The 21763-nt window shown below is 64.6% G+C and carries 23 protein-coding genes, 1 other RNA gene and 1 pseudogene; 14 read left to right on the plus strand and 11 right to left on the minus strand.

Features of this window, described 5'->3' with window-relative positions:
• Positions 1-43: 43 nt before the first annotated feature.
• Positions 44-529: a thioesterase family protein gene (locus AC3A4H_RS10535; RefSeq protein WP_487766642.1), complete on the minus strand. Its 486-nt coding sequence runs from the start codon at positions 527-529 to the stop codon at positions 44-46.
• Positions 530-616: 87 nt separating this feature from the next.
• Between AC3A4H_RS10535 and AC3A4H_RS10540 the strand changes: the two genes are divergently transcribed.
• The 4 genes from AC3A4H_RS10540 (at position 617) to AC3A4H_RS10555 (ending at position 7334) form a co-directional block, all read left to right on the plus strand.
• Entirely contained in the window at positions 617-2026 is a 1410-nt protein-coding gene (locus tag AC3A4H_RS10540) for an FAD-binding oxidoreductase (protein WP_487766643.1), read from the plus strand.
• 125 nt (positions 2027-2151) lie between these two features.
• Positions 2152-2688 carry a hypothetical protein gene (locus tag AC3A4H_RS10545; RefSeq protein ID WP_487766644.1) on the plus strand — a complete coding sequence of 179 codons (537 nt, stop codon included), beginning with the start codon at positions 2152-2154 and terminating at the stop codon, positions 2686-2688.
• Between the two features lie 134 nt (positions 2689-2822).
• Complete coding sequence (locus tag AC3A4H_RS10550) at positions 2823-6746, plus strand: AsmA family protein (protein WP_487766645.1); 3924 nt, start codon at positions 2823-2825, stop codon at positions 6744-6746.
• A gap of 105 nt (positions 6747-6851) precedes the next feature.
• Positions 6852-7334 carry an SRPBCC family protein gene (locus tag AC3A4H_RS10555; RefSeq protein ID WP_487766646.1) on the plus strand — a complete coding sequence of 161 codons (483 nt, stop codon included), beginning with the start codon at positions 6852-6854 and terminating at the stop codon, positions 7332-7334.
• A 68-nt stretch (positions 7335-7402) separates the two neighbouring features.
• Here AC3A4H_RS10555 and AC3A4H_RS10560 read toward each other — a convergent pair whose 3' ends face one another.
• The 5 genes and pseudogenes from AC3A4H_RS10560 to ssrA form a co-directional block, all read right to left on the minus strand.
• Positions 7403-7705, minus strand: coding sequence for a putative quinol monooxygenase (locus AC3A4H_RS10560; protein ID WP_487766695.1), 303 nt, complete (start codon positions 7703-7705; stop codon positions 7403-7405).
• A gap of 42 nt (positions 7706-7747) precedes the next feature.
• Positions 7748-7957: pseudogene (locus AC3A4H_RS10565) on the minus strand (ribbon-helix-helix domain-containing protein); the annotation flags it as partial.
• Positions 7954-8169 carry a DUF4169 family protein gene (locus AC3A4H_RS10570; RefSeq protein WP_487766647.1) on the minus strand — a complete coding sequence of 72 codons (216 nt, stop codon included), beginning with the start codon at positions 8167-8169 and terminating at the stop codon, positions 7954-7956. The gene AC3A4H_RS10570 and the pseudogene AC3A4H_RS10565, both read right to left, overlap by 4 nt.
• Positions 8170-8181: 12 nt before the next feature.
• Positions 8182-8718: an SspB family protein gene (locus tag AC3A4H_RS10575; protein WP_487766648.1), complete on the minus strand. Its 537-nt coding sequence runs from the start codon at positions 8716-8718 to the stop codon at positions 8182-8184.
• A gap of 220 nt (positions 8719-8938) precedes the next feature.
• Positions 8939-9294, minus strand: a transfer-messenger RNA (tmRNA) gene (ssrA, locus tag AC3A4H_RS10580).
• A 144-nt stretch (positions 9295-9438) separates the two neighbouring features.
• On the opposite strand from ssrA, the gene AC3A4H_RS10585 reads away from it, so the two are divergent.
• A complete protein-coding gene (locus AC3A4H_RS10585; RefSeq protein ID WP_487766649.1) occupies positions 9439-9750 on the plus strand; it encodes a DUF2853 family protein in 312 nt (103 codons plus the stop codon).
• A gap of 125 nt (positions 9751-9875) precedes the next feature.
• Positions 9876-10670, plus strand: coding sequence for a thymidylate synthase (locus AC3A4H_RS10590; protein ID WP_487766650.1), 795 nt, complete (start codon positions 9876-9878; stop codon positions 10668-10670).
• Between the two features lie 75 nt (positions 10671-10745).
• Here AC3A4H_RS10590 and AC3A4H_RS10595 read toward each other — a convergent pair whose 3' ends face one another.
• From AC3A4H_RS10595 to AC3A4H_RS10605, 3 genes are all read right to left on the minus strand, one after another.
• Entirely contained in the window at positions 10746-11750 is a 1005-nt protein-coding gene (locus AC3A4H_RS10595) for an inorganic phosphate transporter (RefSeq protein ID WP_348777330.1), read from the minus strand.
• Between the two features lie 9 nt (positions 11751-11759).
• Positions 11760-12404 (minus strand): DUF47 domain-containing protein, encoded by a 645-nt coding sequence (locus tag AC3A4H_RS10600; RefSeq protein ID WP_487766651.1) that lies wholly within the window; start codon positions 12402-12404, stop codon positions 11760-11762.
• A 130-nt stretch (positions 12405-12534) separates the two neighbouring features.
• Positions 12535-12717, minus strand: coding sequence for a hypothetical protein (locus AC3A4H_RS10605; RefSeq protein ID WP_487766652.1), 183 nt, complete (start codon positions 12715-12717; stop codon positions 12535-12537).
• Between AC3A4H_RS10605 and AC3A4H_RS10610 the strand changes: the two genes are divergently transcribed.
• The 6 genes from AC3A4H_RS10610 to AC3A4H_RS10635 all read left to right on the plus strand — a co-directional run bounded on the left by AC3A4H_RS10610 (position 12716) and on the right by AC3A4H_RS10635 (position 18370).
• Entirely contained in the window at positions 12716-13753 is a 1038-nt protein-coding gene (locus tag AC3A4H_RS10610; protein WP_487766653.1) for a DUF4424 domain-containing protein, read from the plus strand. The genes AC3A4H_RS10605 and AC3A4H_RS10610 overlap by 2 nt on opposite strands.
• Complete coding sequence (locus AC3A4H_RS10615) at positions 13753-14295, plus strand: dihydrofolate reductase (RefSeq protein WP_487766654.1); 543 nt, start codon at positions 13753-13755, stop codon at positions 14293-14295. Before AC3A4H_RS10610 ends, AC3A4H_RS10615 begins: the two co-directional genes overlap by 1 nt.
• Positions 14296-14416: 121 nt before the next feature.
• Positions 14417-15517, plus strand: coding sequence for an FtsH protease activity modulator HflK (gene hflK / locus AC3A4H_RS10620; protein WP_487766655.1), 1101 nt, complete (start codon positions 14417-14419; stop codon positions 15515-15517).
• Positions 15517-16485, plus strand: coding sequence for a protease modulator HflC (hflC, locus tag AC3A4H_RS10625; protein ID WP_487766656.1), 969 nt, complete (start codon positions 15517-15519; stop codon positions 16483-16485). The genes hflK and hflC overlap by 1 nt, the downstream gene beginning before the upstream one ends.
• Positions 16486-16494: 9 nt before the next feature.
• Positions 16495-16680, plus strand: coding sequence for a DUF2065 domain-containing protein (locus AC3A4H_RS10630; protein ID WP_487766657.1), 186 nt, complete (start codon positions 16495-16497; stop codon positions 16678-16680).
• Positions 16681-16849: 169 nt separating this feature from the next.
• Positions 16850-18370, plus strand: a complete 1521-nt coding sequence (locus AC3A4H_RS10635; protein ID WP_487766658.1) for a DegQ family serine endoprotease — start codon at positions 16850-16852, stop codon at positions 18368-18370.
• A 45-nt stretch (positions 18371-18415) separates the two neighbouring features.
• Here AC3A4H_RS10635 and AC3A4H_RS10640 read toward each other — a convergent pair whose 3' ends face one another.
• Together AC3A4H_RS10640 and serB are read right to left on the minus strand one after the other, a co-directional pair.
• Positions 18416-18988 carry a GNAT family N-acetyltransferase gene (locus AC3A4H_RS10640; protein ID WP_487766659.1) on the minus strand — a complete coding sequence of 191 codons (573 nt, stop codon included), beginning with the start codon at positions 18986-18988 and terminating at the stop codon, positions 18416-18418.
• Positions 18985-19872 (minus strand): phosphoserine phosphatase SerB, encoded by an 888-nt coding sequence (gene serB / locus AC3A4H_RS10645; protein ID WP_487766660.1) that lies wholly within the window; start codon positions 19870-19872, stop codon positions 18985-18987. Before serB ends, AC3A4H_RS10640 begins: the two co-directional genes overlap by 4 nt.
• On the opposite strand from serB, the gene miaA reads away from it, so the two are divergent.
• A complete protein-coding gene (miaA, locus tag AC3A4H_RS10650) occupies positions 19871-20797 on the plus strand; it encodes a tRNA (adenosine(37)-N6)-dimethylallyltransferase MiaA (protein ID WP_487766661.1) in 927 nt (308 codons plus the stop codon). The two genes, serB and miaA, sit on opposite strands and share 2 nt — an antisense overlap.
• Before the next feature lie 143 nt (positions 20798-20940).
• A complete protein-coding gene (locus AC3A4H_RS10655; protein WP_487766662.1) occupies positions 20941-21732 on the plus strand; it encodes a GGDEF domain-containing protein in 792 nt (263 codons plus the stop codon).
• Positions 21733-21763 lie beyond the last annotated feature (31 nt).

A 21763-nucleotide genomic window follows, 5' to 3' on the forward strand; every position in this document is an offset into this window, starting at 1 on the left:
GCGGGGTGAGCGGCGCGGTGTCGCAGGAAGGTGGCTTAGGCGTTCAGCCGTTCTTGCGCTTGATGGCGATGGAGCGGCCGGCGCGCTCTGGCATCGGCAAGGCGGCGTGAGCGGCACCCATGGCGTCGACCTTGGCCTGGATGTCTGCGGGGAAGGGGGCGACCTTCGGGCCCGACATGTCAATATGCAGCGACAGCGTTTCCGAGGTGGCGGCCAGCCAGCCGTCGACATGGCGGATTTCCTGATAGGCGCGCAGGCGCTTCTCGTCATGGTCGATGAGCTGGAAGCTGACCGTGACCTTGTCGCCCAGATGCAGTTCGCGCACGTAGCAGATGTGCACTTCCGCCGTGTAGATCGTGAGCTTGCGGTCGCGGGCATAGTCCGCCCCCATGCCTAGCAGCTCCAGCGCCCCGTCGGAGCCGCGGTCGAAGATCACGTTGTAATAGGCCATGTTGAGATGGCCGTTGTAGTCGATCCAGTCTTTCTCGATCTCCATCTCCTGGGAGACGAACGGGGCCTGGATAGTCATTGACAGCTTCCTCATTTGGCGGTTGTTGAATGCAACACACTTAGACTCTTCTCGCCGGCCGCTCATGGTCCAATAGCGGAGGAAAGCATGGCTCTTAGCGACGTGGCGATGGTTGAACGCGACGAGGATGGCATTGCGGCGGTGCTGGGCATCCTCAAGCAGCGTTTCGGCGAGCGCCTGCAGACGGGCGCATCGGTGCGCGAGCAGCACGCGCACACCACCACCTATATCCCCACCCAGGCGCCGGACGGGGTGGTGTTTCCCGAAACCACCGAGGAGGTGCAGGAGATCGTGCGGGCCTGCGCGGCGCACCGGGTGCCGGTGATCGCCTTCGGCACCGGCACCTCGCTCGAGGGCCATGTGAATGCGCCGGGCGGCGGCATCTCGCTCGACACCTCACGCATGAACCGCATCCTCGCCGTCCACCCCGAGGATCTCGACTGCGTGGTGGAACCCGGCGTGACGCGTGAGGCCCTGAACACCCATCTGCGCGACACCGGCCTGTTCTTCCCGATCGATCCGGGCGCGAATGCCAGCCTCGGCGGCATGGCGGCAACGCGCGCTTCCGGCACCAATGCGGTGCGCTACGGCACCATGCGCGACAACGTGCTGGCGCTGACGGCTGTGATGGCCGACGGCCGCGCGATCACCACCGCCCGGCGCGCCAAGAAGAGCGCGGCCGGCTACGACCTGACGCGGCTTCTGGTGGGCTCGGAAGGCACCCTCGGCATCATCACCTCGCTGACCCTAAAACTCTATGGCATCCCGCAGGCGATTTCGGGCGGCGTCTGCCCGTTTGCGTCGGTGGAAGCGGCCTGCAACGCGGTGATCGCGACGATCCAGATGGGCATTCCGGTGGCGCGCATAGAACTGGTCAACCAGTTGCAGATGCGGGCGATCAAGCAGCATTCGCGGCTCGACTATCCCGAAAGCCCGTGCCTGTTCGTGGAGTTCCACGGCAGCGAGGCGAGCGTGGCCGAGCAGGCACAGAGCTTTGGCGAGATCGCTGCCGAGCATGGCGGCGGGCCGTTCCTGTGGACCAGCGTGGCCGAGGAGCGGACAAGACTGTGGAAGGCCCGGCACGAGGCCTATTGGGCCTCGCTGACGCTGCGGCCAGGTGCGAAGGGGCTTTCGACCGATGTCTGCGTGCCGATCTCGCGGCTGGCCGAATGCATCGCCGAAACCGAGGCTGACATCGCCCGCATGGGTCTGATCGCGCCGATCGTCGGCCATGTCGGCGACGGCAATTTCCACGTTATGGTGCTGATGGACGCGAGCGACCCGAAGGAGGTGGCGCAGGCGGAGGAATTCGTCGGCCGCCTGAACATGCGCGCCATTTCCATGGACGGCACCTGCACCGGCGAGCACGGCATCGGCCAGGGCAAGATGGGTTTCCTGGAGCATGAGCTCGGCGAGGCGGTTGACGTAATGCGCTCGATCAAGGCCGCGCTGGACCCGCAAAACATCCTCAATCCGGGGAAGATCCTGCCGCGCTGACGTCGAGGGCGGAAGCTTTCCGCCCCGCCCTTGCCCCTTGACTGCTCCGGCATTGTGCCAAACATTTTCTTGCTCAGCCCGAAATCCGGAACGCGCTGCAGGCGCACCGACGAGGAGCAAGCGAGATGGCCATTTCACGCAAGGAAGAAGCCCGGGCCCTGAACGGCGACGAGCGCGAGCTGGTGGAAAAATCCCACCACCCGCTAATCCAGAACCTTTCCGACGCCGAACTCCACGACCTGGTCAAGCTGATGCGCGAGCGGCGCGACAAGGCGCAAGGCGATGTGTTTCGCCGCCGCCGCGAAATCCGCGGCAAGGGGGTGCCGAAAGGCGCCAAGCCCGTGACCGGCGATGCGGGATCGCGCACCAAGCTCGCAGTGCTTGCCATGGCCATGCGTCGCGTGAATACGGAGGTGGAGCGCCGCCAACAGCTCGCGGCAAGCATGCAGCAGATCGAGAACTCTCGCCGGGCGCTGGCCATGAAGCAGCAGGCTGAGGCGCGGGAGGCGGACTTCAACACGCGCCATGCACATAGCGGCATGCGCGCGGTGGAAAGCGGCAAGACCAAGAACCTGATCCGGCCGATGGAGCTTGGCCGCCAGCGCAAGGCCGGCAAGGTCGCGCAGGCCAAGCGCGACACGCGCGGCCATCACGCGCTTTGATCGGAGGCAGCCGCCAACCGAGGTGCCCCATCGTGCAGGCGGGCGGGTTCTGTGCATCCGGCCAAGATGCCTCTTTATCGACACGCTCATACGGGTAGAGTGCAGGAGCGTTTGGGGCGATTTGTCGGAGTGAGATGCTGGCCCGACTTTTTGTATTTGTGGGCGGATTGATCGTACTGGCGCTGACTGCGGCGCTGGTGGCTCCGTATTTTGTCGACTGGACCTCCTATCGCGCCGATTTCGAGCGCGAGGCGAGCGTGATTCTCGGGCGCCAGGTGACGGTGGAAGGGACCGCCACTGCGCGCCTGCTGCCGTTTCCGTCGGTAACCTTCTCGGATGTCGCCGTGGGCGGGCCTGCCAAGGGCGAGCCCGCGATGACGGTCGAAAAATTCTCGATGGATGCCGAGCTGGCGCCATTCATGCGCGGCGAATTGCTGATCTTCGACATGCGGCTGGTGCGTCCGAGAGCGACGATCGACATCGCGGCTGATGGCACGGTTGATTGGGCGATGCGGCCGTCTTCGCCCTTCGACCCGAAGCGGATCGCGCTGGAAAAGCTGACCGTCACCGACGGGCAGGTCGTGATCCGCCACGCCGCCGGCGGGCGCGAGCATCGCCTGACCGAGATCAATACGGAAATCTCGGCCAAGTCGCTTGCCGGTCCGTGGCGGGCCAACGGTACAGCGCTGGTGGACGGCATGCGGACCGCAATTTCTGCCTCCACCGGCACGTTTGACGAGGAAAACGGCCAGCTGCGCGTCAAGGTGAGGGCTGAGCCCGAGCACTATCCGGTCGCCATCGAGGCCGACGGCAATGCCCGGATCGAAAACGGTGCTGCGCTCTATTCGGGCCAGTTCAAGATCCTCGGCGAGGAGCGTGCGGCTGAAAAACTGCGCGGCAGCGACGGCGAGATGGTCAAGGCGGCAGGCTTGAAAGCTGAGCCGGGCTTTCGGCTGAACGGCCAGTTCTCGCTGGACCATCGCAAGCTTGGCATCGACAATTTCCGCTTCGAGACCGGGCCGCTGGACAACCCCTATACGGCCGACGGCACGGCTTTCATCGATCTCGGCACCGCCCCCCGCTTTTCCATCGAGGCCAAGGGCGCTCAGGTGCGCTTCGACGAAGCGGTCGCTGGCGACGAAGCCGACGCGGGGCTGACACTGGCGGAGCGCATCTCCGCGCTGGAAAAGGCGCTTTCCAACCTGCCCAAGCCTGGCATGCCCGGCAGCATCGAAGTCAATCTTCCGGCGATCGTGGCTGGCGACACCACGGTGCGTGACGTGCGCCTGTCGGCCGAGCCCGCCGAGGGCGGCTGGGCGGTAAAGTCGCTGGCCGCGACATTGCCAGGCCGCACGACGCTGGAGGCCGATGGCCTGTTGCGCACCGACGGCGATTTGGGCTTCAAGGGTTCGCTGCTGCTTGCGGTGGGGCAGCCTTCCGGCTTTGCCGCCTGGGTGGCCTCTGATGTCGATGAGGCGATCCGTCGCCTGCCTGCCGCCGGCTTCAAGGCCAATGTCGACATGACCGAGCAGCGCCAGGTCTTCGACGACCTTGAACTGATGCTTGGCAAGGCGAAGTTTTCGGGACGTATAGACAGCCGGCAGCCGGCCGAGATGCGCCCGTCGGTGGAAATCACGCTCGACGGCGAGGCGCTGGACGTTGACGGGCTTTCGGCCTTCGCCTCGCTCTTCGTCAGCGACAAGGGCGCCAACCGTTTTGCCGACCGCGACCTCGATTTCGACATCAAGGCCGGGCCGGTTTCGGCAGGCGGGCTGACCGCCGACAGAATAGACACGGCGCTGAGGCTGCGCAGCGGCCTGCTGGAGATCGACCGGCTGTCGGTCGAGGGGCTAGCCGGTGCTTCGCTGAGCGCGACGGGCCGGATCAAGGACTTTCCGCAGAGCCCGACCGGCAATCTGGACGCCTCGATCGTTTCGGTCGACCTGGCACCGCTGATCGGGCTGGCGGCGCAGCACTATCCGGAAAACTTGCTGCTGGCGGGCCTGGCCTCCCGCGCGGCCGCGCATCATGGCCTGTTCGAGGATGCGCGCATCGATGTGGTGGCCAGCGCTGTGGCCAACGGCGAGGGCGACACCGGGCTGACACTGAGCGTGGAGGGCAGTGCCGGCGGCTCGGCGATCTCGGCCTCGCTTTCTGCCAAGGGTACACCCGACGAACTCGACCGCGCTCCGCTCGACCTATCGCTGTCGGCGCACAATGACGACGCCACCGCGCTGATGGCGCTTGCTGGCCTGCCGACGCTGCCGCTCGGCCTGACGGGCCCCGGCGAGCTTTCCCTCTCTGCTAAGGGCACGGCGGCGGGCGGACTGGACACAAAGTTCCGCTTCGGCGGCGACGGCTTTTCAACCTCGTTTGGGGGCACGACGGGCTATTCCGAAGGGCAGGCGCGCGCGAAAGGCGACGTGAAGCTCGACGCCCAGGACATCGAGCCGTGGATGATGACGGTGGGATTCGGCTTGCCCGGCATGGGCATGGGCACGCCGCTGACGCTCTCCGCCGAGGCCGACTACGAAAGCGGCCTGCTGGTGCTCGACAAGATCGAAGGCGCTGTCAACGAGGGCGCGGTTTCGGGCGCGGTCAATGTTCAGGCGAAGAACGGCGTGCCGCAGCTGACCGGCGCGCTGGCGCTGGACGAGTTGAACCTCGATCCGGCCATTGCGATGGTGCTCGGCGAGCAGGCGGTTGCGTCCACCGGCAAGGGCTGGTCGGAGGTTGCCTTCCAGCCGAAGCCGTTGGCGTCCTTTGCCGCCAATCTCGACCTCACGGTTGCCAACATCATCACAGCCGGAACGAACACCGCCCACGATGCCCGGCTTGCGCTGAAACTGGACGAGGAGGGACTGCGGCTTTCCGATGTGGAGGCAAAGCTCTTCGATGGCCGGCTCAAGGGGCTGTTCGAGATCAAGAACAACGGCGGCACAGGCCTGGTATCCGGCCAACTAAAGCTGGATGGTGCCGATCTCGCGGCGGCCCTGCCCGAAACCGGGCTGGCGGGCCGCGCCGATATCGCCGCCGCGCTTTCGGCAAGCGGCAAGTCGGTAAACGGTCTGGTCGCCGCGCTTTCCGGCTCGGGCACGGCCTCGCTGAAAGGGCTCGTGGTTCCGGGGGTGAACCCCGAAGCATTGCCGACCCTGATCGAAAAGGCAGACGCCATCGGCCGTGACGTCAACGCGGCGCGCACGGCGGCTTTCGCGCCGGAGATCGTCGCTTCCGGGAGCCTTGCGGCCGGCGATGCCGACATAGCCTTCAGCGTGGCTGCGGGCGTGCTGCGCGCGCCGCCCTTCAGCTTCGAAACGCCTAAGGCGAGGCTTTCGAGCGACCTGCGCGCCGACCTCAATGCCGGCACGGTGGCAGCAGATGGCACGATTGCCTACGCGCCGGGCGACGAGGCGCTGGTGGGCTCGGAACCCAGCCTGCGCTTCAGCCTTTCGGGTCCGCTTGCCGCACCGAGGCGGACGCTGGACAGCGATCCGCTCGGCCAGTTCCTGACGCAGCGCGCACTGGAGCGCGAGCAGGCGAGAGTTGAGGCCATGCAGGCGGAGGTGCTGGAAAAGCAGCGCCTGCGCCGCGAGGCGCGCTACTACACCGCGCTGCAGCAGGAGCGCGAACGCGCCGCCGAGGAAAAGCGCCGACGCGAGGCGGAGGAGGCGAGGCTGAAGGCGGAGGCCGAGGCGAGGGCACGCGCCGCAGCCGAAGCCCAGGCAAAGGCGGAAGCCGAAGCAAAGGCAAAGGCAGAGGCCGAGGCGAGAGCCGCCGAGCAGGCGGCAGCGCAGAAGGCCGAAGCTGAAGCCAAGGCGCGGGCTGAAGCCGAAGCTGCGGCCAAGGCGAAGGCGGAGGCAGAGAAGAAGGCGAAGGCCGAAGCCGCGGCCAGGGCCAAGGCGGAGGCGGAATGGAAGTTGGAGCAGGCGCCCGGTATCGAGCGAGAGCCCCTGCCGCCACCGCCGAGGCCGAACCAGCTGGCGCCCGGTGGAGCGAACACCTTCGATCCCGAATCGATAGAAGAGCTGCTGCGCAACCTGCAGGACGGCGGCGGCTAGATGAGAGCGCCACGGCGGCCGTAATGCGGAAAAAGTGCATACCGCTGTCGGGTTTCTGCCGGTTCATGCGTCTAGAGTGGAAAGCGACCAACCGTGGAGACGAGAATGACCGCCGCAATCGAAACCACCCCGACTTCCGACCGCGAACTGGTGCTGACCCGCATCATTGATGCGCCGCGGGAGAAGGTTTTCCGCGCATGGACCGACGCAGAACTGCTCAAACAGTGGTTCGCGCCACTGCCCTGGACCACGCCAGCGGCCGAACTCGACGTGCGTCCCGGCGGCTCCAGCCTGATCGTGATGCGAGATCCCGAGGGCAACGACTATCCGAACCGCGGTATCTATCTTGAGGTGGTGGAAAACGAAAAGCTCGTGTTCACCGACGCCTTTACGGAGGCGTGGCAGCCGTCGCCAAAGCCGTTCTTTACCGGAGTGCTGACCTTTGAGGATGTGGGCGGCAAAACGAGATACACGGCCCGCGCCCGCCACTGGACGGTGGAAGACCGCGACGCGCATGAAAAAATGGGTTTTCATGAGGGCTGGGGCCGCTGTGCCGACCAGTTGGCGGCGCTGGTGGCGAAGCTTTAGAGAGGCGCCGCGCACTTTTCTTTAGCGGAACCCGGCTCTCGCTGAAGTAGCCGGCCTCTTGCCAGCGGCTAGTCCCTGCCGTCCAGCCCACCGTCCGCAATTGGCGCGGTGACGGTGCGGCTGTCGAAACCGGCGATCAGGGGGCGCGCCTTCTCGATCGCCGCCTGCACCTGGGGCAGGGCCAGTGACGCCTTGTGGCTGGCCTCGTCGACCCAGACTTCGGTGATCCAGATGGCGTCGTCGTGGGCGGGGTCGGTGGCGACGACATAGCTGAGACAGCCTGGCATGTTCGCCGTGCCTGCCTGCATGATGGCGACCAGTTCGTCGCGCTTGCCGGGCTGCGCGACCATCCTGACGATAAGCCCGTACATGGTGCGCGCTTCCGCAGACGTGCCCGGCACGGCGGCACTTTTGCGCTTGGCCCACTCCAGAACATGGAGCCGCAGGGCGGAGGAGAGATTCGCCTCGCGCGGGCGCGTTTCGTCGATTTCCGCGACGAGGGCCGCCAGCGGTACATTGCGCTCGGCGGCGATGGTCGCCAGGTCGTCGAAGAAGGGCTGTTCGAGCGAATAGCTGGTGCGGTGGCCGCGGATCGTCACCGAGTGCTTGCGCACCAGGCTCACCGGTCGTCGCCCGAGGAGGGTGAGGGAGCTTCGGTGCCGCGCTCGCGCCGGTGGCCGTCGAGGAAACGCTCAGCCGTGTCTGCGGTCTGGCGGTCGCGGGTCTTCTCGGCCTTGGTGCGGCCGTGCAGGATGCGGTTCTGCTCCGCGGCGCGTTCCTTTTCGGCGCGCGCCTTGTTTTTCCGGGCTTGGCGAAGATTGACGATTTCCGCCAATTGCCGGGCCTCCTATTTCTTGCGGAACGCGTCCAGCGAAACGACGTCCGCGCCCTTGGCGGGGGCTTCGCTTTCGGCTTCGGAGGATTTTGCCGCCTTCTTGCCGCTCTCGGCCTTGGCCGGAGCGCTCTTCTGCCGCTTGGCAGGTACTTCGGGCTCGGGCTCTTCCTCGATGGAATCGATGAGGCCCTCGATCTTGACGTCGAACTCCAGTTCGAAGTTCACGGAAGGATCGTAGAAGCCGCGCACGGCGGAGAAGGGGATCTCGAGCTTCTCGGGTATGTCGGAGAAGGACAGGCCGATCTCAAAGCCGGTCTCGCTGACCTTGAGGTCCCAATACTGGAACTGGATGACGATGGTCATCTGCTCGGGGTAGCGTTCGCGCAGCCGACTGGAGATGCGAACGCCGGGCGCGCCGGTAAGAAAGGTGATGAAGAAGTGGTGGTTGCCCGGCAGGCCGGTGCGGGCCACCTCTCCGAGCACCTTGCGCATGACGCCCCGCAGCGCTTCCTGGGCAAGAATATCGTAGCGAATCTGGTCTTCGGGCATATGCGGGCGTGCTTCCGGTGAATCGAGTTGGCTAGCTGTACTCAAGCTCGGCCCTATCGTAAACCGCATATAGCGCACGAGCGCAACAGGCACAGGGCCGGTCGCGGTCTGGAAAAGTTACCGCCAGGTTAGCAACCGGCCGGCGGAATTCCTTGGGTCCGAACGGGTTAGCTGCGCCCTGATCCAACGGGTGAAGAAAGCGGCGCAACTTCGAGGGAGAAGTGGAGGTTTCTGTTGCCAGGTACCTCCGAACCCCGCCTAGAGGTGCGAACCGCTAGGGCTTGATTTGAAGCTATCGCGCCGCATTAAGCAGCGAGACGTGCTTCCGCATAGTTGTCGTTGGCAACTATAAGAATAGCCCGATAACGGTGGTACAATGCCGAGCAAAAGTACGATCTTTACGCCTTCGTCGATCCTATTTCGCCCCCATCAAAAGCCGCTCCAAAAAGCGGTTTTTGGTGGAGGCGCCGGGTACCGCCCCCGGGTCCGAACGGTTTATTGCATCGCCCATTTATTGCCATAGTCAGGCAAGCTGACAGCGCGAATATAGGCAGGGTCTGCTAAAAATAAAAGGGCCCATCTGCGTTATCCGCCGCCGGCACGTGCTTGACACGACGCTGGTCCCCGCGGAAGCTTCGCGACGGTGGGAAGGACGCGGAAACGCCCGGTTTGCGGTCCGCGGGGGCGAAAATCCTGTTGTTGTTCAACGAGGGGATACCCATGACCGACTATCTCGCAGACGTGAAGAAATACGATGCCAACGCCGACGCTGCGGCGGTCGACAAGATCGTGAAGCATCTGGGGATCGCATTGCGCAATCGCGATTCCTCGATGGTGTCCTGCACCGATCCCAAGGAACTGGAGCGCGTCAAGGAAAGCTGGATCGTCCGGAAGTTGGGCGTGGCCGACGACGCCCAGGCAGATGCCGCGATGGAGAAGGTCTGCAAGACCATGTCGGCCGACCGCACCAAGAGCCGCGTGACCTTCTATTACCTTGCCGCGAAGGAGCTGGGACAGTTGGCTGCGCTCTGATTTGGCGTGCGTCCCACGCTGCCGCTCGGCAGAAGGCGCGAAATGAGCCCCGGTTGGCATGGCGCGAGCCGGGGCTTACGCTATAATTAGCTTTCCCCGACCATTCCCCGAATCGAAGCGGAACAATGCGCCAGTATCTCGACCTCCTGAAACACGTGCTCGAAACCGGCGTGGACCGCAGCGACCGTACCGGAACCGGCACGCGCTCGGTGTTCGGCTACCAGATGCGCTTCGACCTGGCCGATGGCTTTCCCGTCACCACCACGAAAAAGCTGCACCTGAAGTCGATCATCCACGAACTGCTCTGGTTTCTGGCCGGCGACACCAACATCAAGTATCTGCACGATCATGGCGTGACGATCTGGGACGAATGGGCCGACGAGAATGGCGACTTGGGCCCCGTCTATGGCGCGCAGTGGCGTTCCTGGCCGGCTCCGAACGGCGAGCGCATCGACCAGATCGCGAACCTTCTGCAGCAGTTGCGCAACAACCCCAATTCGCGGCGGCTGATCGTCTCGGCCTGGAACCCGTCCGAGGTTGACGAGATGGCGCTGCCTCCATGCCACTGCCTGTTCCAGTTCTATGTTTCGGAAGGGCGGCTGTCCTGCCAGCTCTACCAGCGTTCGGCAGACATTTTCCTCGGCGTACCCTTCAACATCGCCTCCTATGCGTTGCTCACGATGATGGTGGCGCAGGTGAGCGGGCTGAAGCCGGGCGAGTTCATTCATACGCTGGGCGATGCGCACCTCTACTCGAACCATTTCGAGCAGGCGCGCGAGCAGCTTTCGCGCACGCCGAAGCCACTGCCCACGATGTGGGTCAATACGGAGGTGAACGACCTGTTCGCCTTCCGCTTCGAGGATTTCCGGCTGGAGAACTATCAGGCCGACCCGAACATTCGCGCGCCGATTGCAGTGTGAGGCGCGAAGCCATGCGAGCCTGAGGAAGCGGGAGCGGCCTGAAACAAGCGGCCGCTCCCGTTTTTCATTCCGCGGTCACGCGAAGAAACCGACGGCGAAATAGGTGAGCGCCGAGATGGCCGCCGCCGCGGGCAGGGTGACCACCCAGGCAATCACAATATTCCCGGCGATGCCCCAGCGCACCGCCGACACACGGCGTGCCGCGCCGACGCCGATGATGGCGCCGGTGATGGTGTGGGTGGTGGAAACCGGAATGCCGAGCCATGTCGCCATGAACAGGGTGATGGCGCCGCCGGTTTCGGCGCAAAAGCCTTGCATCGGATTTAGCCGCGTGATCTTCGAGCCCATCGTGTGGACGATGCGCCAGCCGCCGAACAGCGTGCCGAGCGCCATGGCGCTCTGGCAGGTGATGACGACCCAGAATGGCACGTAGAATTCGCTGCCGAGATAGCCCTGCGAGAACAGCAGCACCGCAATGATGCCCATGGTTTTCTGCGCGTCGTTGCCGCCATGGCCCAACGAATAGAGCGACGCCGAGATGAATTGCATGACGCGGAAGGTACGGTCGACCGCAAACGGCGTCTGGCGGATGAACAGCCAGGACACGAACAGCACCAGGCTCAGCGCAAGCAGGAAACCGACCATCGGCGACATCACGATCGCCGCCGAGGTCTTGAGCAGGCCCGTCCACACCACCGCGCCGCCGCCGGCCTTGGCCACGCCAGCCCCAACCAGGCCGCCGATGAGCGCATGCGAGCTGCTCGAGGGAATGCCGAAGATCCAGGTCAGGATGTTCCAGATGATCGCGCCCATGAGGGCGGCGAAGATCACCTGCGGATTGACGATCTCGGCATTGATGATGCCGGTGCCCAGCGTCTGGGCCACATGCAGGCCGAAGAACAGGAAGGCGATGAAGTTGAAGAACGCCGCCCATGCGACCGCATATTGCGGCCGCAGCACCCGCGTGGAAACGATGGTGGCGATGGAATTGGCGGCGTCGTGCAGGCCGTTGAGGAAGTCGAAGAACAGTGCGACCGCGATCAGGCCGGCCAGCAGCGGAAAGGCGAGGGAGGCATCCATCACGAGGCGCTATATGTTCTCGATGACGATGCCGCTGATCTCGTCCGCGACGTCTTCGAAGCTGTCGACCACCTTTTCGAGATGTCCGTAGATCTCCCTGCCGATGAGATAGGCCATCGGATCGCTGTGGCCGTGGACGCGGAACAGCTCCTTCAAGCCCTGGTCGTGCAGCTCATCGGAGCGACCCTCGATGCGCGTCACCTCCTCGGTGATCGCCGCAAGCCGCGGGGCGTTCGGGTTGACCTTGTTGAGAAGCGGGATCGCCTCGTCGATCAGCCGTGCGGCAGAGACGATGATGCTGCCCATATCCTGCATCAGCGGATCGAACCGCTTCTGTTCATACAGGCTGACCGTCTTCACGGTCTTGCGCATCATGTCGATGGCATCGTCCATGGACTGGATCAGGTCCTTGATGTCGCCGCGATCGAACGGGGTGATGAAGCTGCGCCGCACGGCCAGCATCACCTCGTGGGTAATGGCGTCGGCCTGGGTTTCCAGTTCGACGATCCGCCGGCCGTATTTCTCGACCTCTTCGCCGCCGGCCAGCAGGCCCTGCAGGGCTTCGGCGCCGCTGACCACCAATTGGGAATGCCGTGTGAACAGATCGAAGAAGCGGTCTTCCCGCGGCATCAGCGCCCGAAACCAGCCCAGCATCTCAAATACCTTCTATACTTTTCCACGAGGACAGCCGCAGGCGAGAAACCACGCGGCGGCGTTCCGGCCTTGGGACGGGAGCCCGGCCAAGGATATCCGGCTTCCGTCTATTGCACGATGCAGCGCCTCGCTAGTGCAGAAATGCCGAGATCAACCGCGAAATTGCCTCACCCCGACAGCTGAGATGCGGCGCGAGCGCTTGTGGAAAGTCCGGCAGCCGCGCCTTTTGCTTTGATTGTGCTTCGACCGGAGGGTTAGATACCGCCGCGTCGGCCGACTCGTGCCAGGCGCTGCGCGAGGAGAATTTTTCCATGTTCCGCCGCCTGATGTTCGCCTTGCCGTTCCTGGCTCCGGCCCCGGCGCTGGCCAACGACTCCATTGCAGAGCTCGGCACCGGCGGGTTGATCCTGTCGCGCAGCGATGTCGTGGCGATGGAAAAGGAAGAGCTGTTCATTTCCCGCGAAAAGATCACGGTGGACTACGTGTTTCGCAACACTTCCGACAAGGACGTGGCGACCATCGTGGCCTTTCCGATGCCTGAGATAACCGGCAATCCCTATTTCATGCCGGCCATTCCGAAGCGCGAGGACGACAATTTCCTCGGCTTCGAGGTCTTCGTCGACGGCACGGACGTGCAGCCTGAACTCGAGCATCGGGCGATGGCGGTCGGCATCGACATTTCCGACGAGCTGAAGGCCCACGGCGTGCCCTTCTATCCGTTCGGTCCGGAAACCACCAAGTCGCTGCAGGCGCTGCCGCAGGAGGTCGCCGACGACTGGATCGACCGCGGCATTATAATGATCGAAGAATATGACGACGGCTCGGGCTGGAAGCGCGAGCGGTCGCCCTTCTGGCAGCTGCGCTCGACCTATTGGTGGCGCACGGTGTTCCCGGCGGGCCAGGCGGTGAAAGTGTCGCACCGCTACCAGCCGAGCCTGGGCGGCAGCGTTGGCCTGACTTTCATGGGCGGCGGCAGGCTCGCCGGAGCCACCTATGAAGACTACAAGCGGCGCTACTGCATGGACGCGGCATTCGAGAAGGCCGTTCTGAAGGCAGTAAAGGCAGCCCCGAGCGACTATCCGGCGCTTTACGAGAACCGCCTGTCCTACATTCTGAAGACCGGCGGCAACTGGGCCATGGGAACCATCGGCGACTTCACGCTGACCGTCGACAAGGGCGATGCGAAGAACCTGATCAGCTTCTGCGGCAGCAAGGTCGAGAAGATCGGCCCGACCACCTTTCGCATGAAGGCGCAGGATTTCTATCCCGAGCGCAACCTCGACATTCTGATCCTCAGCCATCCCGACCCGGAAGGCGCTGAAGCCAGCCAAGACGGGAGCGGCAATTGATGAGACTAGCGATCTATGTGGCCATAGCCGAAAACGGCGTGATCGGGCGCGAGGGCGGGCTGCCCTGGCGGCTTTCCAGCGACCTGAAGCGCTTCAAGGCCGACACGATGGGCAAGCCGATCATCATGGGCCGCAAGACCTGGCAGAGTATCGGCCGGCCGCTGCCCGGCCGCCTGAATATAATAGTGACGCGGGACAAGGATTTTCGTGCCGAGGGCGCGGAGGTAGTCGGCTCGCTGGCCGAGGCCATAACGCTGGCCACCGCGCGTGCGCGCTGCATGGCCGGTGCCGACGAGATCTGCGTCGTGGGCGGCGGCGAGATCTACCGCGAGGCGCTGCCGCTGGCGGACAGGCTGCATGTCACGCATGTGCTGGCCGAGGTTGAGGGCGACACGCGCTTTCCCGACATCGATCCGGATATCTGGCAGCTTGTCAGCGCGATCGACGTGCCGGCGGGCGAAAAAGACAGCCACGCGACGCGCTATGCAGTCTACGAGCGGCGCCGCGATGCGATGAAAGAGCCTAAAGCGGCGGTTTCGTAAGCAAATCGACGAATGCGCGCGGTCGCCGCGTTGAAAGCGCGTGGCGGCGTCCCTATAGAAGGAAGCACGTGCACATGGCGCCTGGCCGAAGGCCGGAAGATTTTGAACCGAAAGGACATTCATGCCCTGGAACAATCAGAGCGGTGGCGGCCCATGGGGGGGCGGCGGTGGAAACAGCGGTGGCCCCTGGGGCCAGGGATCTCGAGGCCCGGGCGGCCCGCAAGGCACCCCTCCCGATCTTGAAGACATCATCCGGCGCGGCCAGGACCGCCTGAAGAATGTTCTGCCCGGCGGAAACGGCGGCGGGGCGGCCATGTTCGGGCTGATTGCCGTTGCGCTTGTGGTGTTCTGGGCCTTCCAGGCCGTCTACACCGTCCAGCCGGACGAGATGGCGGTGGAGCTACGCTTCGGCAAGCCGAAGGAAGAGATTTCCGGGCCCGGCCTGCATTTCCACTGGTGGCCGGTCGAAACCATCGAAAAGGCCAATATGGCCGAAAAGCTCATCAATATCGGCGGCGGCACCGACCGCTCGACTTCGGGCCTGATGCTCTCGGGTGACCAGAACATCGTCAACGTGCAGTTCTCGGTGGCCTACCAGGTCTCCGACCCGAAGGCCTATCTGTTCCGTGTGTCCGACCCGGACGGCATGCTGCGCCAGGTGTCCGAAAGCGCCATGCGCGAGGTTGTGGGTCGCCGTCCCGCGCAGGACATCTTCCGCGATGACCGCCAGGGCATCGCCGACTCGGTCCGTTCCACCGTGCAGGGCACGCTGGACGAATATGGCGCCGGCATTGCGGTCAACGCGATCTCGATCGAAGATGCGGCCCCGCCGCGCGAAGTCGCGGACGCCTTTGACGAGGTGCAGCGCGCCGAACAGGACGAAGACCGCTTCGTGGAGGAGGCCAACCAGTACTCCAACCAGAAGCTGGGCCAGGCTCGAGGCCAGGCCGCGCAGATCCGCGAGGATGCGGCCGCCTACAAGAACCGCGTTGTCCAGGAGGCCGAGGGTGAGGCGCAGCGCTTCATCTCCGTCTACGACGAATATGCCAAGGCACCCGACGTGACCCGCCAGCGCTTGTTCCTCGAAACCATGGAATCGGTTCTCAAGGGGGCCAACAAGGTCATCGTCGACCAGGGTAATGGGCAGGGCGTGATACCCTATCTGCCTCTGCCGGAATTGCAGAACCGCGCGCCGAACGCGACCCAAGGAGGCAACAAGTAATGTCTAACCGTCTCCCAATCATCGGCGTGATCGCAGCGGTCATCCTGTTGCTGCTCTACTCCTCGGTCTATGTCGTCAATGCGCGCCAGCAGGCCATCGTGTTGCGCTTCGGTGAGATCGTCGACGTCAAGAGCGAGCCCGGCATCTACTTCAAGATGCCGTTCTCGATGTTCGACGCCGACACGGTGCAATATGTGGATGACCGCATCCTGCGCTTCGATCTCGACAACATCCGCGTCCAGGTTTCGGGCGGCAAGTTCTATGAGGTGGATGCTTTCGTGGCCTACCGCATCAAGAACCCGCGCCTGTTCCGCGCCGCCGTTTCGGGAAGCGTGACGCTTGCCGAGCAGCGCCTGAAGACCCGCCTCGACGCGGCGCTGCGTCGCGTCTACGGCGTGCGTGGCTTTGAAGCTGCGCTGTCGGAAGAGCGCGCCTCGATGATGCGCGAAGTGCGCGACCAGCTTCGCCCCGACGCCACCTCGCTGGGGCTGGAGATCGAGGACGTGCGCATTCGCCGCACAGACCTGACAGCCGAGGTTTCGCAGCAGACCTACGAGCGCATGAAGGCCGAGCGCCTGGCCGAAGCCGAAAGGCTGCGGGCACGCGGCCGCGAAGCGGCGCAGCGCATCCGCGCTCGCGCAGACCGCGAGGTCGTGGAAACGGTTGCCGAAGCGCAGAAGGAAGCAGAGATCGTGCGCGGTGAGGGCGAGGCGGCGCGTAACGCCACTTTCGCCGACGCTTTCCAGCGCGACCCTGAGTTCTTCGAGTTCTACCGCTCGATGAACGCCTACAACAAGGCGCTCGACAGCGCCGACACCACCATGGTGCTGTCGCCGCAGTCGGAGTTCTTCCGCTACTTCCGCAGCCCTTCGGGTGGTGCAGCGGGCGCGGCGCCGTCCACGAACGCACCGACCACGAACGCACCGGCTGCTGCAAGCGGGGCACCCACAGCCGGCGCCAGCCAGTAAGCAGCGCCGGTGTCCGACTTCCTTGTCGCCATAGGGCTTGTCTTCGTCATCGAGGGCCTGATCTATGGCGGCTTCCCCTCGCTTGCGCGGCGGCTGGCCGCGCAGGTTCTGGTGATGCCTGAGAACATGCTGAGAGCGGTGGGGCTTGCGGCAATCGCCGCGGGCGTCGCCCTTGTGTGGCTGGCCCGCGCATAGGACCAGCGGCGCTTCCGCCGGATTTCGCCTGCGGGCGCCTACGTGGCCGCGGCGGCGGCGCGGAAACCGCCGCCGACCAAGATTGTCTTGCCGAGCCAGTAGGCAAAGCCGCAAACACGCCTTATTTTTCCTCACACATGGCGCTGTCTGAACCGGAGGCTATTTTCCCATGACGTCCAATCCCTTCCTGCCCGTGGTCCGCAAGACCGTATTGGCGGCGACCATGGCCATGCTGACCGCCGGGGTCGCGACGCCGCACCTCGTCACTCCGGCTTTGGCGCAGGAACAGTCACGCCCTCCCGCGCATGGGCCGGCTTCCGTCGCCGACCTGGCCGAAGGCCTGCTGGGCGCGGTGGTGAACATTTCCACGTCGCAGACGGTGAAGGGAAGTGAAGGGCCGGGAGCCGTGCCGATGCCCCAGCTTCCCGAGGGCTCGCCCTTCCAGGACTTCTTCGACGAATTTTTCAAGAACCGGCAGGGCAAGAAGGAAAGCGGACCCCAGAAGGTGCAGTCGCTGGGCTCCGGATTCGTGGTCGATGCCGAGAAGGGCATCATCGTGACCAACAACCACGTGATCGCCGATGCCGACGAGATCGAGGTCAATTTCTCCGACGGCAGCAAGCTGAAGGCGACGCTGGCCGGTACCGATACCAAGACCGACATTGCCGTGCTGAAGGTCGACCCCAAGGCCAAGAAGCTGACCGCGGTGAAGTTCGGCGATTCCAACAAGATGCGGATCGGCGACTGGGTAATGGCCGTGGGCAACCCGTTCGGCCTGGGCGGCACTGTGACCGTGGGCATCGTCTCGGCGCGCAACCGCGACATCAATGCTGGTCCTTATGACGACTTCATCCAGACCGACGCCGCGATCAACCGCGGCAATTCCGGCGGGCCGCTGTTCAACATGGACGGCGAGGTGGTGGGCATCAACACCGCCATCATCTCGCCTTCGGGCGGCTCCATCGGCATCGGCTTCTCGATCCCCTCGGAGCTTGCCGCAGGCGTAGTGCAGCAGCTGGCCGAATATGGTGAGACGCGGCGCGGCTGGCTGGGCGTGCGCATCCAGCCGGTGACGGACGAGATCGCCGAAAGCCTCGGCATGAAAGCTGCCAAGGGCGCGCTGGTGGCCGGCGTGATCAAGGGCGGACCGGTGGACGATGGCACCATCCAGCCGGGCGACGTGATCACCAAGTTCGACGGCAAGGACGTGCACGAGATGCGCGACCTGCCGCGCGTCGTGGCCGAAAGCCCGGTGGGCAAGGCGGTGGACGTGGAGCTCGTGCGCAAGGGCGCCGAACAGAGCGTAAAGGTGACGCTGGGCCGCCTCGAGGACGGCGAGAAGCTGAGCAAGGAAGAGGTCAAGCAGACCAAGGGCGGCGACGCCGTTGCGACCGCATCCGTGCTGGGCATGACCGTCGGCGACCTGGACGAGGCCGCACGGGCCCAGTTCGGCATCAATGCCGATGTGGCCGGCGTGCTCATCCGCGAGGTGGATCCGAACTCGCCGGCGGCCGAACGCGGCATCGCGGCGGGCGAGGTGATCACCGAGATCGCTCAGGAATCCGTTGCCTCGCCCAAGGACGTGATGGACCGCATCGCCGCGCTGAAGGAGCAGGGCCGCAAGAACGCGCTTCTGATGCTGGCTTCGAAATCGGGCGAGTTGCGCTTTGTCACGGTGCGGATGGATTGATTCCGCAAGCCGGTCCAAGCCTTTGAAGGAAAACGGAAAGGGGGGCTACAGGGCTGCCCTTTTTCTTTGTTGCCAATCCGCGCGGGTCATGCGGTAGAGCACGTGCCGCTTCAATTGCGGGTGCGTGTCGGGCACGTTGGGATTGTCGAAATCGGCGGCCGGATCGCGGCGCATGCCCAAACGTTCCATCACTGCGGTGGAACGCATATTGCCGGCCACGGCAAAGGAGATGATCTCTTCCTTGCCGAGTTGGTGGAAGCCGAAGTCGAGCAGGGCGCAAGCGGCCTCGGTGACATAGCCGAAGCCCCAAAATTCCGGCGCGAGTCGCCAGCCGATCTCGATCGAGCCGGGCGGCACTACGGGCTCGATCTCCGCGTCGTGCAGCCCGACGAAGCCGATGCATTCGCCAGACTCGGCAATTTCGACCGCCGACCAGCCATAGCCTTGCGCCGCGATTTCGGCGCGCATCCTGTCCATCACCGCGTCGGCCTGGGCACGGTCGCGCCGGAAGGGGAAGAACTCCATCACCGTCTCGTCAGAATTGATGCGGTGGAACAGGTCGCGGTCGCGCTCTTCCCAGTTGCGCAACAATAGACGCTCGGTGCGGATCGGGTTCAAGTGGCGAAATCCTTCTGGCTATAGCCCTGCAGATAAAGAAGGGCGGTGAGGTCGCCATGATCGATGCGCACCCGCGCCTCGGCGGCCACCGTGGGCTTGGCATGCAGCGCCACGCCGGTGCCCGCAAGATGGATCATGTCGAGATCGTTGGCGCCGTCTCCGACCGCGATGGCATCCGCCGGCGAGAGGCCGAGGCGGGCGGAAATGTCGAGCAGGGCTTCGGCCTTGGCGGCGCGGCCGAGAATGGGCTCCACCACCTCGCCGGTGAGGCGGCCGTCAACCTCGATGAGCCTGTTGGCGCGGTGCTCGTCGAAGCCGAGCTTGGCGCCGATACGCGAGGTGAAGACGTCGAAGCCGCCGGAGACCAGCACCGTATAGGCGCCATGTGCGCGCATGGTGGCAACCAGCTGGCGCCCGCCCGAGGCGAGCGTCAGCCGTCCGCTGATGATGCGCTCGATGACGGTGGCGTCGAGCCCCTTGAGAAGGGCGACGCGCTCGCGCAGGGCCGGTTCGAACTCGATCTCGCCGTTCATCGAACGCGCGGTGATGGCTGCGACATGCTCCTTGACGCCGATTTCGTCGGCCAGCTCGTCGATGCATTCCTGGTCGATCATGGTGGAGTCCATGTCGGCCAGCAGAAGCTTCTTGGCGCGGCCGTCGGTCTCCTGCACTGCAACGTCGATGGGCTCGGAGGCCAGCGCCTCGCGCAAGAGCGCCTGTGCGCTTTCGCAGTCGGCTGCGTCGGGCAGGATCAGGTCGCAGGCGATTTCCTCGGCAAGCCAGCGAAGGGAGCTTGCACCGACGGCCTGCGAGGCCATATTCGCGAGCGAGTGCGAAAGACGGCGCTGGGCCGGGTGCGAAATGAGGGTGGCGACGAGCGGCATGGAAAATTCCGGCAAATGCGAAGGCGGCGAGCGCGTGAAGGACGCGATCCTGATAGCCGGGCCGACGGCCAGCGGCAAGTCGGCGCTGGCTTTGGACCTCGCCCTCGACAAGGGCGGCGTGATCGTCAACGCCGATTCCATGCAGGTCTATTCGGTTCTGGACGTGCTGACAGCGCGCCCCAGCGACGAGGATCAGGCCCGCGCGCCGCATTTTCTCTACGGGCACGTTTCGCCGGCGACGCTGTATTCCACCGGCACCTGGCTTCGGGATGTGGGCAAGCTGGTGGCCGAGGGGCGCCTTGAGGGAAAGGTGCCGATCTTCGTCGGCGGCACGGGCCTCTATTTCCGCGCGCTGACGGAGGGGATTTCGAACATGCCCGACATTCCATCCGCGATCCGCGAAGGCTGGCGTGGCCGCATGGCCGATGAAGGCTCGGTGGCGCTGCACCGCATCCTCGGCGAGCGCGACCCGGAAATGGCCCTGCGCCTGAAGCCGGGCGACAGCCAGCGCATCCTGCGCGCGCTGGAGGTGCTGGACGCTTCCGGCCGCTCCATGCTGGCATGGCAGAGCGAGCGCGGCGGCGCGTTGGTTGACAGGGAGACGGCCCGTTTCATCGTGATCGAGCCCGATCGCGGCGAGCTTGTGCGCCGTATCGATGCGCGCTTCGACCGCATGCTGGAGGCCGGAGCGCTGGAGGAAGTGCGGACGCTGACCGCAATGAGGCTCGACCCGGCGCTGCCGGCGATGAAGGCCATCGGCGTGCGCGAGCTACAGGCCGCGGATGTCGGCGAGATGGCGTTTGCCGAGGCGATCGAGCGCGCCAAGATTGCCACCCGGCAATATGCCAAGCGCCAGTCGACATGGTTCCGAAACCAGTTTGGACCGGAGTGGAAACGCATTCCCGGCGCGGCCGCGATGGCCTGAGCCGAAACCGCGTCGGAAAGTCAAGCGGCGGAAAGTACTCGGCTTTTAGCCGATCGGATTAACCGACCGTAAGGCCCGATATGGCACAACCTGAGTCGACGGTCGTTCCGGATTCCGGAACTGATATCGCCAGCGGGAGGTCCATGCGTTTCCACCAGTCGGAATCGGCGTTCTTCGTACTGATCACCGTGATCCTTGCGGCTGGTGGCGTGACCTTGCACGCCTATAACGTGCTGCATAGCGGAGACGCTACGCTGTTCCAGCCAGAGCATATTGAAAGCGTGGCCTATCTTTCGCAGCTGCTGTTCCTGACGGCGGTGCTGGTAATCACCGCGCTGTTCTTCGGCGTGTTCTTCATCTACCCGCAGATCCGTACGCAGGTGAAGGAGGGCGGCAAGCTGCGTGCCATGACCGCCTCGCTCAGCGCGCGCTCCGAGACCCTGGAGCACGCGGCGCTGACGGACGGCCTGACGGGCATGCAGAACCGGCGCTATTTCGACGAGGCGTTGAAGGAATATCTTTCGGAGTTCGGGCGCATCGACAAGCCGGTGGGGCTGATGATCCTCGACCTCGATCATTTCAAGCAGGTCAACGACACGCACGGGCACGACATTGGCGACGAGGTGCTGCGCGCGGTAGCCAGATGCCTTCGCGACATGACCCGCTACCACGACGTGGTTGCCCGCCTGGGCGGCGAGGAGTTTGCCGTGGTGGCGCCCGACATGGATGCCGAAAAGCTGGTGAGGTTTGCCGAGCGCATTCGCAAGGCCATCGCTTCCCAGACGATCCTGTCGGGCAATGTCCGGCTGAGAGTCACTGCCAGCGTTGGGCTGGCGGTGTGGGACCGCAAGGAAGCGGCCGAAGAATTCTTCCGGCGCGCCGACAAGCAGCTTTATCACGCCAAGAGAGAAGGCCGGAACCGCGTCTGCGCCTGAGAGGGCAGGGTATCCGGCCGCGAAACCACGA

The sequence above is a fragment of the Pseudaminobacter sp. Soil_N_29 genome (genome assembly GCF_057656055.1).

Excerpts from the sequence above, each read along its gene's own strand:
- AC3A4H_RS10535 (WP_487766642.1), bottom strand. The coding sequence starts at position 529 with ATGACTATCCAGGCCCCGTTCGTCTCCCAGGAGATGGAGATCGAGAAA.
- AC3A4H_RS10540 (WP_487766643.1), top strand. The coding sequence starts at position 617 with ATGGCTCTTAGCGACGTGGCGATGGTTGAACGCGACGAGGATGGCATT.
- AC3A4H_RS10600 (WP_487766651.1), bottom strand. The coding sequence starts at position 12,404 with ATGCTGGGCTGGTTTCGGGCGCTGATGCCGCGGGAAGACCGCTTCTTC.
- hflC (WP_487766656.1), top strand. The coding sequence starts at position 15,517 with ATGTCTAACCGTCTCCCAATCATCGGCGTGATCGCAGCGGTCATCCTG.
- AC3A4H_RS10655 (WP_487766662.1), top strand. The coding sequence starts at position 20,941 with ATGCGTTTCCACCAGTCGGAATCGGCGTTCTTCGTACTGATCACCGTG.
- serB (WP_487766660.1), bottom strand. The coding sequence starts at position 19,872 with ATGCCGCTCGTCGCCACCCTCATTTCGCACCCGGCCCAGCGCCGTCTT.
- AC3A4H_RS10550 (WP_487766645.1), top strand. The coding sequence starts at position 2,823 with ATGCTGGCCCGACTTTTTGTATTTGTGGGCGGATTGATCGTACTGGCG.
- AC3A4H_RS10605 (WP_487766652.1), bottom strand. The coding sequence starts at position 12,717 with ATGGAAAAATTCTCCTCGCGCAGCGCCTGGCACGAGTCGGCCGACGCG.
- AC3A4H_RS10590 (WP_487766650.1), top strand. The coding sequence starts at position 9,876 with ATGCGCCAGTATCTCGACCTCCTGAAACACGTGCTCGAAACCGGCGTG.
- AC3A4H_RS10560 (WP_487766695.1), bottom strand. The coding sequence starts at position 7,705 with ATGTACGGGCTTATCGTCAGGATGGTCGCGCAGCCCGGCAAGCGCGAC.
- AC3A4H_RS10635 (WP_487766658.1), top strand. The coding sequence starts at position 16,850 with ATGACGTCCAATCCCTTCCTGCCCGTGGTCCGCAAGACCGTATTGGCG.
- hflK (WP_487766655.1), top strand. The coding sequence starts at position 14,417 with ATGCCCTGGAACAATCAGAGCGGTGGCGGCCCATGGGGGGGCGGCGGT.
- miaA (WP_487766661.1), top strand. The coding sequence starts at position 19,871 with ATGGAAAATTCCGGCAAATGCGAAGGCGGCGAGCGCGTGAAGGACGCG.
- AC3A4H_RS10575 (WP_487766648.1), bottom strand. The coding sequence starts at position 8,718 with ATGCCCGAAGACCAGATTCGCTACGATATTCTTGCCCAGGAAGCGCTG.
- AC3A4H_RS10610 (WP_487766653.1), top strand. The coding sequence starts at position 12,716 with ATGTTCCGCCGCCTGATGTTCGCCTTGCCGTTCCTGGCTCCGGCCCCG.
- AC3A4H_RS10545 (WP_487766644.1), top strand. The coding sequence starts at position 2,152 with ATGGCCATTTCACGCAAGGAAGAAGCCCGGGCCCTGAACGGCGACGAG.
- AC3A4H_RS10555 (WP_487766646.1), top strand. The coding sequence starts at position 6,852 with ATGACCGCCGCAATCGAAACCACCCCGACTTCCGACCGCGAACTGGTG.
- AC3A4H_RS10595 (WP_348777330.1), bottom strand. The coding sequence starts at position 11,750 with ATGGATGCCTCCCTCGCCTTTCCGCTGCTGGCCGGCCTGATCGCGGTC.
- AC3A4H_RS10585 (WP_487766649.1), top strand. The coding sequence starts at position 9,439 with ATGACCGACTATCTCGCAGACGTGAAGAAATACGATGCCAACGCCGAC.
- AC3A4H_RS10615 (WP_487766654.1), top strand. The coding sequence starts at position 13,753 with ATGAGACTAGCGATCTATGTGGCCATAGCCGAAAACGGCGTGATCGGG.